We start from the raw sequence: 11,515 nt of genomic DNA on the forward strand, positions 1-11,515 counted from the left end.
AAAAATAACGTCAGCGCAACGGGCAAAAAGAGGTCTGACCTGATGAGGTCATTGTTAACCAAATGTTTACATTTGGCAAACCGTCAGAAGTGAAAACTGAGAGCAGGAGCAACTTTCTATTGGGGGGGAAAACGGCGAGTCAGCGGCGCAGGTTTACCCCGCGCCGTTTTGGTCGGGAATTAACGCAGGCCGAGCTGGAAAATCAGGGTTTCCGCCTGGCAGGCAAAGGTGAAGTCCGCAGTGAGTTGCACACCACCGTCAACCGGTTTAATGCTACTGCTGATGTCACAAGGGTCAGACTCCACGCCACGGGCTTTTTCCGTCAGCGCAGCCAGCGTTTTCTCGGCATCTGGTTGATTGGCAAACACCTGGCTGTAGGATGCGGTGCAATCGGTGTTGTCCATCACGGTACCGACATCGACACAGCAACAAGCTGCGGTTTCCTGGGCGCTGCATTTATTAATTGCATCGGACATGATTAATTCTCCTCAGGGACCGCCATTACGCGAGTCCAAACTGCCATTAATTTTCTGGCGCAAAGACGCAAGATTCTGCGTTTATTTTACTCCGCAGCGAAACCCATCGCTAGCACTTACTTTTTATAGGTGTTTTAAGTGATGGAAATCACAAATAAAAATCGTCGTCTGCTAAGGAATGGTAAGAGATTTGTTATTCATTGCTGGTTTTTTGTTAAGCAGATCTCTTTTTTGATACCAATATTGAAATATCTCAAAAACAAAGTTGCAACATACTAACAGGTCGGACCTATAATTCAGCCACTGGTCTGATTTGTCTGAATGATAACGGACCCTACAATCCCGCGCTCCTTGTTACCTCGTGTAACATAGTTTAAATAATAAACACATAATGAGGTTTTGGTCATGAGCCAGAAAAACCTATTTACTAAATCAGCTCTCGCAGCTGCAGTGGCAATTATTTCTTCAAACGTGTCTGCCGCAGGATTCCAGCTGAATGAGTTTTCATCAGCGGGTTTAGGACGTTCGTATTCTGGCGAAGGTGCCATCGCGGATACTGCAGCATCCGCCAGCCGTAACCCGGCCCTTCTTATGATGTACACCCGACCGGAATTCTCGATCGGTGCCGTATTTATCGATCCGGATGTAGACATCACCGGCAAGTCCCCTTCAGGCGCCAGCCTGGACTCAAAAAACATCGCGCCAACCGCCTGGGTGCCGAACCTGCACTATGTTCACCCGATTAACGATCAATTCGCCGTAGGCGGCTCGGTCACCAGCAACTATGGTCTGGCCACCGAATTCAACGACGGTTACACCGCAGGCGCTTACGGCGGCAAAACCGATCTCGAAACCCTGAACCTGAACCTGAGCGGCGCTTATCGCCTGAACCAGCACTTCAGCTTCGGCCTGGGCTTTGACGCGGTTTACGCTAAAGCCAAACTTGAGCGTTATGCAGGCGAAAGCGGCGCAGCCCTCGGCATGCCCGCTGATACTCAAATCTCCCACCTGAAGGGTGATAAATGGGGCTACGGCTGGAACGCCGGCATCCTGTATGAAGTGGATGAAAACAACCGCTACGGTTTCACCTACCGTTCCGAAGTGAAAATCGACTTCGACGGCGACTACAAAAGTAGCATCTCATCTCGTCTGAACCCATTGCAGGGCAGAACCGGTCTGCCATGGGGTACTGATGGCAACACCATTCCAGGCTCTCTAACCCTAAATCTGCCGGAAATGTGGGAACTGTCCGGTTACAACAAGGTGGCGCCGCAGTGGGCAGTCCACTACAGCCTGGCTTATACCAGCTGGAGCCAGTTCCAGCAGCTGAAAGCCACCGGCAACAACGGCCAGACGCTGTTCGAGAAGCATGAAGGCTTCAGAGACGCCTACCGCATCGCGCTGGGTACCACCTACTTCTACGACGACAATTGGACCTTCCGTACCGGTGTCGCGTTCGATGACAGCCCGGTGCCTGCCCAGAACCGCTCTATCTCGATCCCGGATCAAGACCGTATGTGGATCAGCGCCGGTACCAGCTACGCGTTCAACAAAGACGCGTCGGTCGACGTCGGTGTTTCCTACATGCACGGCCAAAAAGTCACCATCAAAGAAGGTCCATACACCTTCAATTCGGTGGGCAAGGCCTGGTTGTACGGCGCCAACTTCAACTACCGCTTCTAAGCGGTCGTTCAAAACGCTTAAGCGCCCTGCGGGGCGCTTTTTTGTTGCCGTTTTATAACAAAAAACCCGCCTGGCGGCGGGTTTTCATATTCTCTTGGCGAGGAATTATTTCGCTGAGTCGATTTCGTCCAGATCGCCCTGGATCGCCTTGGCGTTCGGGTTTTCTTCCGCCTTCAGTGAACCGCCGCTCGCCAGGAAATCGTGACGCTGGAAGTAGGCTTCACGCACCATCACGTAAGGATCGGAAGAGTTATGCAGCAGGCCGTCGGAATCCAGCAGTTGGGCGCGGGTTTCAATCCCCTCAACCACCCATTTACCCGCCGACATCCAGAAGGTCAGGTAGCTCAGCACCGGATAGACCGTATCCGCCCAATCGCCGCCATCTTCACGCAGAGTGAAGCTGCCATAGGCAGGTAACATCACATAAGGGCCGTAGCCGACATTGTAATGCCCCAGCGTGCTGCCGAAACGGTTCGGTTCTTCGCGCGCCAGTTTCGGGTTCGCCATCCCCGCCACGTCGATCAGACCGCCCATCCCCAGCAACGTGTTGAGGAAGAAGCGGTTGAAGTGAATCATCCCGCGATACGGGTCGCCCTTCAGGAAGGCGTTGACCATGCTGGCCGGCTCTTCCAGGTTCGACGTGAAGTTACTTAAACCGTTACGCGCCGGCATGGGCACATAGTCGCGCCAGGCCACGGCCACCGGGCGCAATACGTACGGATCCAGGACGTTATAGTTAAAGTCGAACATCGTCCGGTTAAATCCTTCCAGAGGATCGGATCGCCCTTGTGGTTCATCTTGCGGCGCGCTGGCACAGCCCACCAATAGCACAGTTGCGAAAGCCAGCCCAGTCAGGCGAAAGTTCATATTTTTCTCCATGAAAACACGTTCGGTCTTTTTATTCAGGGAACCTGCTTGTTAATCTGAACGCTAACCTGCTCTTTGCCGCTGAAATTTTGCAGCTCACTCTCACCAAACCAGTCGCCCGCCTGCGGCGTGGCCAGACCGTCGTGAGAAATCCGTACCCGCACCTTCACCTGATGCAGCGCCGAAAGCAGGCGTTCAGGCATCATGGCGTTGCTGTCATCCAGAGAGAATGACAGTGGGAAACGGCTTAAGGGCAGTTGTTTTACCGCAACCGGCACCGGGTTGGCGCCATCGGTCACCGAAATGACCAGCGTCCCCTGCTGCGGTAAAGCGTTAGTCGCCTCGGGCGATAACGTCACGTTTACATTCAGTTTAACAGTTTCTTCGCCCGCCTGTGATTTTGCTTGTGCAATACTGCGCTTTAACACCTCGGTGCGCTGATCGTTGGCCGGCAGCAGTTTCAACATCACCTGCCAAGCGCCGATCGCCTGTTTGAAATCACCCTGTTCGAAGGCATTGAACGCCAGCAAGCTCAATACGCGCAGATTGGTATGATCGTCGGCGATCATCTTGCGCAGCATCTGCGTGGCTTGCTTGTTATCCTCCGGATCGTTGGATCGCGTCAACACTTCCGCATAGCCGAGGCGCACTTCCAGATTATTCGGATCCAATTGATAAGCATGAGCAAATGCCTGCGTCGCCGTTGTGGCGTTATTCAGCGCCATGCCGACGCGGCCCAGCATCATCCAGTCGTTGATGTTGCGATCGTCTTGTTGCAGCGCGGTGCGCAGCCCCAGCCCAAGGCGAGCAATCTCTTCCATGCTCAGCGGCTGAGCGCGCTCATTGGCGACGCGCGCACGCAACTCCGGCATTTGGGCTTGCACCTGCTGCCAGTCCATCACCTGCGCCAACCCTCCGGTTTTCAGATAGAACCCCAGAGTAACCACCACCAGCAGCAACACGCCAGGCACCAGTGCCCAACGGGTGATCGGTTTCGTCTGCACGTCCTGTTGGCCGGGAATGTCGTTCAGCAGGTTCTGTTGCAGTTCTTTTATCAGCTCCGGGCGCTCGGCAACCACGCCCTGCGCTTCATCCTGCTCCAGCTCGTGCAGGCGATCCTGATAAAGCGCCTTATTCAATGCGTCGCGGCTGGTGGCCGCGCCCTGCTTGCTCTGGCGCATCGCTGGCACCACCAGCAGCGCCGCAGCGCCGGCCAACAGCACAATAATAATCAGCCAAAAAGCCATTAGGGTTTCTTCCTGTCAGTCTCTTTCAGCAGCGCCGCCAAGCGCTGTTGCTCCTGTTCGGAGAATTCATCGTTAGCAGCGCCGGCACGGCGGCGGCGAGTGCGCAGTATCACCACCGCACCGCCGATCAGCACAAACAGCAACGGGCCAACCCACAGGATCAGCGTCGCCGGGGTCACCGGCGGTTCATAGGTGACGAAATTGCCGTAGCGCGCCACCATATAATCAATGATCTGCTGTTTGTTCTGCCCCTGCATCATCAGCTCGTACACCTTGGTGCGCATGTCTGCGGCGATGATGGCGTTGGAATCTGCGATGCTGTTGTTCTGGCATTTCGGGCAGCGCAGCTGTTCCGTCAGCTCACGGTATTGCTGTTCCTGCTCAACCGAGTTGAATTTATAGGTATCGATAGCCGCCGCAGCGCTCCAGCTCAGCAATGCGGCAAACATCAGGGCAATCAGCCTCATGCTTCACCCCCGTACTTTTTGTACAGCGGCAACACTTCCTGCTGCCAGACACGCTCGTTCATATCCCCGGCATGGCGGTAACGAATAATGCCCTGCCCGTCGATCAGGAAAGTTTCCGGCGCGCCATACACGCCAAGATCCAATCCCAGCATGCCATCGCCGTCATACAGGCTGAGCGCATAGGGATTGCCCAATGAATTCAGCCAGGTGACCGCTTTGCTGCGGTCGTCCTTATAGTTCAGCCCCACCACGCGAATACCGCGCGTCGCCAGGGTGTTGAGGTATTGATGCTCGGCACGGCAGGTTGGGCACCAGGTCGCCCAAACGTTCAACAACATCGGCTTGCCGGTACGCAGCACCGCCTGATCGAACGTTTTCCCGGGTTGGTCGAGCGACTCCAGCTTAAAAGTGGGCACCGGTTTGCCGATCAGCGCAGACTCCAGCAGGGTCGGATCCTCGCCACCGGCATTGCGCGTCAACTGCACCATAAAGGCCGCCACCAGCAACAGGAACAGGATTAACGGGATAAACAGCAACTTACGGTTCATGCCTGCTCCTCCAGCTTGCCTTCACGCTTGAGTTTTTTGTTCATCCGATAGCGCGGATCGAGAATGCACAAGATGCCGCCAATCGCCATAAATACCCCGCCGAACCAGATCCAGCGCACGAAGGGTTTGTAATACAGGCGCACCGCCCAGGAGCCGTCGTCCAGCTCTTCCCCCAGCGCCGCATACAGGTCGCGGCTGAAACCGCCGTCGATAGCCGCTTCGGTCATCATGCTGCGCGCCACGCTGTAGTAACGTTTCTCCGCGTGCAGCGTGGCTTCCGGCTTGCCGTTGCGCGTGACGTCGATAATACCGACGCCGCCGCTGTAGTTCGGGCCGCGAATATCGTGCACGTCGCGGAACACAAAGTGGTAGCTGTGAATGTCCACGCTGTCGCCGGCCTTCATGCGCACATCGCGCTCCACGCTGTAGTTCTGGCTGAACGCAATGCCGATCACCGTCACCGCGACCCCGAGGTGGCCCAACACCATACCCCAGTGGCTGCGGGAAAGGTGGCTCAGGCCGCGCCAGAAACCGTGGCGATGGGTAGCGCGCTCATGCAACTCCATCAGCGTCAGAATAATCACCCACACCGCCATGATCAGCCCGACCACCGTCATGCCGGCGATGCTGTCTTGCAACAACCACGGCAGCAGGATCGACAGCACCAGCGTGATCGCCAGCGCCACGCTCAAGCGGCGCCACAGCTTGGTCGGTTCATCGCGACGCCAGCGCACCAGCGGGCCGATGCCCATCAGCAGCGCCATCGGCGCCATCAGCCAGGTGAACATGGTATTGAAGAAGGGTTCGCCGATAGAAATGCTGCCCAGGCCCAGCTGTTTGTGCACCAGCGGCAGCAACGTGCCCAGCAGCACAACCAGCATGGCGGCAATCAACAGCACGTTATTGCCCAGCAGGAAGGTTTCGCGCGAGAAGGTTTCATGCTGCACCCGGCTGCGTACCTGCCCGCCCTTGACCGCGTAAAGCAGCAGAGAACCGCCGATCACGATCACCAGATAGGCGAGGATAAACATGCCGCGCGCCGGGTCGGAAGCAAAAGAGTGCACCGAAACCAGCACGCCGGAGCGTACCAGGAAGGTGCCCAGCAGGCACAGCGAGAAGGCGGTAATGGCCAGCAGCACCGTCCAGGCCTTGAAGGTGCCGCGTTTTTCGGTCACCGCCAGCGAGTGCATCAGCGCCGTACCGGCCAGCCAAGGCATAAAGGACGCGTTTTCCACCGGATCCCAGAACCACCAGCCGCCCCAACCCAGTTCGTAATAGGCCCAGGCGGACCCCAGCACGATCCCCAGGGTGAGAAACACCCAGGCCGCCGTGGTCCAGGGCCGCGACCAGCGCGCCCAGGCGGTATCCAGCCGGCCGGCCATCAGTGAGGCGATGGCGAAGGCAAACGCCACCGAGAAGCCGACATAACCCATGTACAACAGCGGCGGATGGAAGATCAGGCCGATATCCTGCAGCAGCGGGTTGAGGTCGCTGCCGTCGATCGGGAAGTTCGGCAGCGTGCGGGTGAACGGGTTGGAGGTCATGATGATAAACAGCAGGAAGCCTGCGGTGATCATGCCCATCACCGACAGCACGCGCGCCACCGCATCCTGCGGCATCGAACGGCTGCACAGCGCCACCGCCAATGACCAGCAACTGAGCAACAGCACCCACAGCAACAGCGATCCCTCATGCGCGCCCCAGGTGGCGGCGATGCGGTAATACACCGGCAGTTGGCTGTTAGAGTTGGCGGCCACATAGGCCACGGTAAAATCATTCACGACAAAGGCGTGCACCAGGCAGATGAACGCCAGTGCAATGGCGGCGAACATGCCGTAGGTCAGCGGGCGCGCCACCGCCATCATGCGGCGATCCTGACGCGCCGCGCCCCACTGTGGATAAATGCTCAGCAGCAGCGAAATCGCCAATGCCAGGCACAGCAGAAAACTTCCCGTTTCCGGCATCATGACTTGCCGCCCTCATTTTGCGGGGCGGTGTAGGCCGAAGCCGGCCCCTTATGGTTTTCTTTCATTGCGTCTGCCACTTCCGGCGGGGTGTATTTTTCATCGTGTTTCGCCAGCACTTCACGCGCGTTAACCACGTTGCCTTCGCCCAGCACGCCTTGCGCCACCACGCCCTGCCCTTCACGGAACAGATCCGGCAGAATGCCGGTATAGGTGACGTCAATCACGCCGCGCGCATCATAAATCTTGAAGTTGACCTGCAGCGTTTTCTGATCGCGCTTCACCGAGCCGGGCATCACCATGCCGCCAATGCGCAGGCGTTGGCCCACCTCCGGTTTTTCGTGATCCTCCCCCTTGCCCTGCAGAATTTCACTCGGGGTATAAAACAGATCGATGTTGGAGCGCAGCGCGTACAGCGTCAGGGTAGCGGTCAGCGCCACGCCGATCAGCACGACAATCGCCAGATACAGGCGGCTTTTACGACGTGGATTCACAATGATTTCTCCCGCGGATCAGCGGATTTTTGTTTCGACTGCTGCGACTGACGAATGCGTCGTTCGCGCGCCTGACGACGGCTGACTTCATCCAGCAGTTGCCTGCGCTGCCAGCAGGTGTGAGCCACCAGTCCCAACAACGACAACAGCGTGACGGCCACCGCCAGCCAAACATAAAAGGCGTAGCCGCCCATGGCGAAAAACGCCGACCAGGAGGTAAATGCGGCATTCATGGTTGGCGCTCCTTGTTGACCAGCCCGGCAACCCACGGGCGCTGACGCTCCTGGGCCAGGATCAGATTGCGCAACCGCATCAGGGTCAGCGTGATGAAGAACAGCAGATAGCCGAGGATCGCCCAACGCAACGGGATGCGCATGCTGGGCGCGATGCTCTGTTGCATATTGGTGGAACCCTGATGCAGCGTGTTCCACCATTCGACAGAGAAATGAATAATCGGGATGTTCACCACCCCCACCAGCACCAGAATACCGGCGGCGCGGCCGGCCAGGCGGCGGTCTTCAAAGGCGTTATACAGCGCAATAATGCCCATATAAAGGAACAGCAGCACCAGTTCAGAGGTCAGACGCGCGTCCCACACCCACCAGGTACCCCACATAGGTTTGCCCCAGGCGGCCCCCGTGACCAGCGCGATAAAGGTAAACACCGCGCCGACCGGCGCCATCGCCGCCACCACGGAGTCGGACATTTTCATCTGCCACACCAGGCCGATAAACGCCGCCACCGCCATCGAAGCGTAGATGCCCATTGACCACATGGCAGCCGGCACGTGGATATACATGATGCGGAAGCTGTCGCCCTGTTGATAATCCTTCGGCGCAAAACCAAAACCCCATACCCAGCCGATCGCCAGGCAGAGGGCGCCGGCCAGCCCCAGCCAGGGGACAAAACGGCCGCAGACACGATACAGCCGCTCAGGCTGGGCGAATTGATGTAACCATTTCCACATTGTCGTCATTGCTCACGGTAAATGTTTTCAGGTGGCCCCCCTATCGAGGGGCGACGAAAATAGCTTTCGCGGTGCACACGCTCTTAACGGCGTTAACCCGCATGTTAATCAGTGATGCTAGTGCACGCTCACTCGCAGAGCGGCGGCGGTGGCAAAGGGGGCCAGCGTTATGCTGCCCGCCAGCATTGCGCCCAAAATCGCCAGATACCCCGCTATCGGCATGCCCATGGAAGCGGCGTCGATAGCGGCGGTGGAAAATATCAGCACCGGAATGTACAGCGGCAGCACCAGCAGGCTGAGCAGCACGCCTCCTTTGCGCAACCCGACGGTCAGCGCCACACCGATGGCACCGACCAGGCTCAGCGTCGGGGTGCCCAGCAGCAGCGTAAACGCCACCGCCAGCCAGGTCTGCATATCCAGCGACAGCAGCAGCGCCACCAACGGCGACAGGATTAACAACGGTAATCCCGTCACGACCCAGTGAGCACACACTTTGCCTAACACCGTCATCGGCAGCGGCGTTGGCAACAGCAGCAGTTGCTCCAGCGAGCCATCGAGAAAATCGTCGCGAAACAAACGCTCCAGCGACAACAGCGAAGCCAGCAACGCCGCCACCCAGATAATCCCCGGCGCAATGCGCGCCAGCAATTGCGGTTCTGGCCCAATGCCCAACGGAAACAACGTGATAACGATCAGGAAGAACCACAGCGGGTTAACGATTTCCGACCCTTTGCGAAAGGCAATTTTCAGCTCGCGGCGCAATACCGTCAAAAACATCAGAGAGTCTCCGCCAGGCTGATTTTACCTACCGCCTGCGTCGTGCCGGCCAGATCCTGGTGCGTGGTCAACAATACCATGCCGCCTTGCTGCGCATGTTGCTCAAAAAGGCTAATCAATTCAGCCACGCCTTGTTTATCTATTGCCGTCAGCGGTTCATCCAGGATCCACAGTGGGCTCTCACTTAGCCATAAACGCGCCAGCGCCACCCGGCGCTGCTGGCCGGCGGAAAGCTGCGCCACCGGCAAATCCTCGTAACCGACCAACCCCACCAGATCCAGCGCCCGCCATATAGCCTGACGATCGGGCGCGGCGCGTACCGCCTGGTAAAATTGCAGGTTCTCGAAGGGCGTCAGCATGGTTTTAATCCCCGGCTGATGGCCGAGGAACAACAGATCCTGATGATAATTCTCACGGTGACGCAGCGTATTTTGCCCACGCCAGCACACTTCGCCGCTTTCCGGCTGCGCCAACCCGGCCAGAATGCGCAACAGGCTGGTCTTGCCCGCGCCGTTCGGCCCTTCCACCTGAATAATCTCGCCCGGCTTCACCGTAAAGCTTAACTCGCTAAACAGGATGCGTTCATCACGGACGCAGCTCAGACTTTTAGCTTCCAGCATCGGGAGAACTCATATTTTTCTTTGGGATAGCGAATCATAGCATAAGGCGCCTGCAGCACGCAGCCCGCCACCGGCCGCTCGGCTACTCCAATAGGGGTAATATGACGGCCCAGATCAATAATGCGTAGGAAAAACCGACGGCGTTAAACTCTTGTTACTTTTTTCCGTCATTTTACGCATTTCTGTCGCGCCGCCCGTGAGCCAACTACGCTTGATGAGTGGCCCTGGCGACATCTGATGGAGAGAGCAAATAATGAGCGACGAACAACCCCGCACAACAGCGAATGCCGATGATCCTCTAAAAGTAGAAAGCAAAGAACACGAACAGGGCAAATCGGAAATCGAGGTAAAGGAAGAGAACCTGCCCTCACGCGCGGCGGCGGTGCATGAGCTTATCCGTATGGAAGGCGAAAAAGAGCTGGAACGCGACTGGGTAGCGCTGCTGTGGTCCGCCGTGGCCGCCGGGCTGTCGATGGGCGCTTCACTGGTGGCGAAAGGCATTTTTCATGCCCGCCTGCCGGACGATCCCAGCCGTTTTTTTATCGAAAATATTGGCTACACCTTCGGCTTTATCATTGTGATTATGGCCCGCCAACAGCTGTTTACCGAAAACACCGTCACCGCCGTGCTGCCGATCATGCACAAACCGACGCCGAGAAACTTCCTGATCCTGTTCCGCCTGTGGGGCGTGGTGCTGCTCGGTAACCTGATTGGCACCGGGCTGGCGTCGCTGGCGTTTATCCATATGCCGATTTTCGACGACAATACCCGCAGAGCCTTCGTCAGCCTGTCGGAAGAGGTGATGAAAAACTCGCCGTCAGAAATGTTCGCCAACGGCATTCTGGCGGGCTGGATCATCGCCACCATGGTGTGGATGTTCCCCTCCGCCGGGGCGGCCAAGATTTGGATAATTGTGCTGATGACCTATCTGGTGGCAATTTGCGACCTGACCCACATTGTGGTCGGCTCGGTCGAGATCCTGTATCTGGTGTTTAGCGGCGCTCTCCCCTGGCAGGAATTTTTCTATCCGTTCGCCATTCCGACGCTGGCGGGCAACATTATCGGCGGCACCTTTATCTTCGCGCTCATCAGCCACGCGCAGATCCGTAACGATATGAGCGTTAAAAACAAGGCAGCGAAGCTGGAGGCGGAAAAAGGGGCCGCCAAGGCGAAAAAACCGTGATCGCAGCCGGGGCTACGTACAAAATTCACCGCATATTGGCGAGGGAATGAGCAAACGCACCGCTAAGCGCTTATTCTGCGGGTAAAAAAAGGTATACTGCCCCGGCAGCTCAGGTTGCCGGCCCGCAGGGTCCCCGTAGTTAAACGGATATAACAAGCCCCTCCTAAGGGCTAGTTACTGGTTCGATTCCAGTCGGGGACACCATCGCCACACAAAAAACAG

General features: G+C 57.3%; 13 protein-coding genes and 1 tRNA gene. 3 read left to right on the forward strand and 11 right to left on the reverse strand.

All coding sequences use genetic code 11. From position 1 onward, the window contains the following. Nucleotides 1–179 precede the first annotated feature (179 nt). Nucleotides 180–476, reverse strand: a complete 297-nt coding sequence (locus ACUTQW_RS11830) for a YfcZ/YiiS family protein (protein ID WP_004947502.1) — start codon at nt 474–476, stop codon at nt 180–182. Nucleotides 477–881: 405 nt separating this feature from the next. On the opposite strand from ACUTQW_RS11830, the gene fadL reads away from it, so the two are divergent. Continuing rightward, entirely contained in the window at nt 882–2,159 is a 1,278-nt protein-coding gene (gene fadL / locus ACUTQW_RS11835) for a long-chain fatty acid transporter FadL (RefSeq protein ID WP_004947504.1), read from the forward strand. A 105-nt stretch (nt 2,160–2,264) separates the two neighbouring features. Here the strand turns inward: fadL and mlaA are convergent, their stop codons facing one another. From mlaA to ccmA, 10 genes are all read right to left on the reverse strand, one after another. Continuing rightward, complete coding sequence (mlaA, locus tag ACUTQW_RS11840) at nt 2,265–3,026, reverse strand: phospholipid-binding lipoprotein MlaA (protein ID WP_004947508.1); 762 nt, start codon at nt 3,024–3,026, stop codon at nt 2,265–2,267. Nucleotides 3,027–3,061: 35 nt separating this feature from the next. Beyond that, complete coding sequence (gene ccmI / locus ACUTQW_RS11845; RefSeq protein ID WP_020439513.1) at nt 3,062–4,273, reverse strand: c-type cytochrome biogenesis protein CcmI; 1,212 nt, start codon at nt 4,271–4,273, stop codon at nt 3,062–3,064. Next, nucleotides 4,273–4,740, reverse strand: coding sequence for a cytochrome c-type biogenesis protein (locus tag ACUTQW_RS11850; RefSeq protein ID WP_006326986.1), 468 nt, complete (start codon nt 4,738–4,740; stop codon nt 4,273–4,275). Before ACUTQW_RS11850 ends, ccmI begins: the two co-directional genes overlap by 1 nt. Next, nucleotides 4,737–5,288, reverse strand: a complete 552-nt coding sequence (locus tag ACUTQW_RS11855) for a DsbE family thiol:disulfide interchange protein (protein ID WP_004947516.1) — start codon at nt 5,286–5,288, stop codon at nt 4,737–4,739. Before ACUTQW_RS11855 ends, ACUTQW_RS11850 begins: the two co-directional genes overlap by 4 nt. Further along, nucleotides 5,285–7,255, reverse strand: a complete 1,971-nt coding sequence (locus ACUTQW_RS11860) for a heme lyase CcmF/NrfE family subunit (RefSeq protein WP_004947518.1) — start codon at nt 7,253–7,255, stop codon at nt 5,285–5,287. Before ACUTQW_RS11860 ends, ACUTQW_RS11855 begins: the two co-directional genes overlap by 4 nt. After that, nucleotides 7,252–7,746 (reverse strand): cytochrome c maturation protein CcmE, encoded by a 495-nt coding sequence (gene ccmE, locus ACUTQW_RS11865; RefSeq protein ID WP_004947520.1) that lies wholly within the window; start codon nt 7,744–7,746, stop codon nt 7,252–7,254. The genes ACUTQW_RS11860 and ccmE overlap by 4 nt, the downstream gene beginning before the upstream one ends. After that, nucleotides 7,743–7,979, reverse strand: coding sequence for a heme exporter protein CcmD (ccmD, locus tag ACUTQW_RS11870; RefSeq protein ID WP_004947521.1), 237 nt, complete (start codon nt 7,977–7,979; stop codon nt 7,743–7,745). The genes ccmE and ccmD overlap by 4 nt, the downstream gene beginning before the upstream one ends. Continuing rightward, entirely contained in the window at nt 7,976–8,713 is a 738-nt protein-coding gene (locus ACUTQW_RS11875; protein ID WP_006326988.1) for a heme ABC transporter permease, read from the reverse strand. The genes ccmD and ACUTQW_RS11875 overlap by 4 nt, the downstream gene beginning before the upstream one ends. Before the next feature lie 117 nt (nt 8,714–8,830). Further along, the gene (gene ccmB, locus ACUTQW_RS11880) at nt 8,831–9,490 is read right to left on the reverse strand and encodes a heme exporter protein CcmB (RefSeq protein WP_004947525.1); all 660 of its coding nucleotides are present in this window, start codon (nt 9,488–9,490) and stop codon (nt 8,831–8,833) included. After that, the gene (ccmA, locus tag ACUTQW_RS11885) at nt 9,490–10,110 is read right to left on the reverse strand and encodes a cytochrome c biogenesis heme-transporting ATPase CcmA (RefSeq protein ID WP_004947526.1); all 621 of its coding nucleotides are present in this window, start codon (nt 10,108–10,110) and stop codon (nt 9,490–9,492) included. Before ccmA ends, ccmB begins: the two co-directional genes overlap by 1 nt. A 253-nt stretch (nt 10,111–10,363) precedes the next feature. Between ccmA and ACUTQW_RS11890 the strand changes: the two genes are divergently transcribed. Both ACUTQW_RS11890 and ACUTQW_RS11895 read left to right on the forward strand, forming a co-directional pair. After that, nucleotides 10,364–11,293 (forward strand): formate/nitrite transporter family protein, encoded by a 930-nt coding sequence (locus ACUTQW_RS11890; protein ID WP_020439514.1) that lies wholly within the window; start codon nt 10,364–10,366, stop codon nt 11,291–11,293. A gap of 129 nt (nt 11,294–11,422) precedes the next feature. Beyond that, nucleotides 11,423–11,497, forward strand: a tRNA-Arg gene (locus tag ACUTQW_RS11895). Nucleotides 11,498–11,515 lie beyond the last annotated feature (18 nt).

The sequence above is a fragment of the Serratia sp. TSA_7 genome, assembly GCF_052692135.1.

Excerpts from the sequence above, each read along its gene's own strand:
- ACUTQW_RS11850 (WP_006326986.1), bottom strand. The coding sequence starts at position 4,740 with ATGAGGCTGATTGCCCTGATGTTTGCCGCATTGCTGAGCTGGAGCGCT.
- mlaA (WP_004947508.1), bottom strand. The coding sequence starts at position 3,026 with ATGAACTTTCGCCTGACTGGGCTGGCTTTCGCAACTGTGCTATTGGTG.
- ACUTQW_RS11890 (WP_020439514.1), top strand. The coding sequence starts at position 10,364 with ATGAGCGACGAACAACCCCGCACAACAGCGAATGCCGATGATCCTCTA.
- ACUTQW_RS11860 (WP_004947518.1), bottom strand. The coding sequence starts at position 7,255 with ATGATGCCGGAAACGGGAAGTTTTCTGCTGTGCCTGGCATTGGCGATT.
- ACUTQW_RS11855 (WP_004947516.1), bottom strand. The coding sequence starts at position 5,288 with ATGAACCGTAAGTTGCTGTTTATCCCGTTAATCCTGTTCCTGTTGCTG.
- ccmB (WP_004947525.1), bottom strand. The coding sequence starts at position 9,490 with ATGTTTTTGACGGTATTGCGCCGCGAGCTGAAAATTGCCTTTCGCAAA.
- fadL (WP_004947504.1), top strand. The coding sequence starts at position 882 with ATGAGCCAGAAAAACCTATTTACTAAATCAGCTCTCGCAGCTGCAGTG.
- ccmI (WP_020439513.1), bottom strand. The coding sequence starts at position 4,273 with ATGGCTTTTTGGCTGATTATTATTGTGCTGTTGGCCGGCGCTGCGGCG.
- ccmD (WP_004947521.1), bottom strand. The coding sequence starts at position 7,979 with ATGAATGCCGCATTTACCTCCTGGTCGGCGTTTTTCGCCATGGGCGGC.
- ACUTQW_RS11875 (WP_006326988.1), bottom strand. The coding sequence starts at position 8,713 with ATGTGGAAATGGTTACATCAATTCGCCCAGCCTGAGCGGCTGTATCGT.
- ACUTQW_RS11830 (WP_004947502.1), bottom strand. The coding sequence starts at position 476 with ATGTCCGATGCAATTAATAAATGCAGCGCCCAGGAAACCGCAGCTTGT.
- ccmA (WP_004947526.1), bottom strand. The coding sequence starts at position 10,110 with ATGCTGGAAGCTAAAAGTCTGAGCTGCGTCCGTGATGAACGCATCCTG.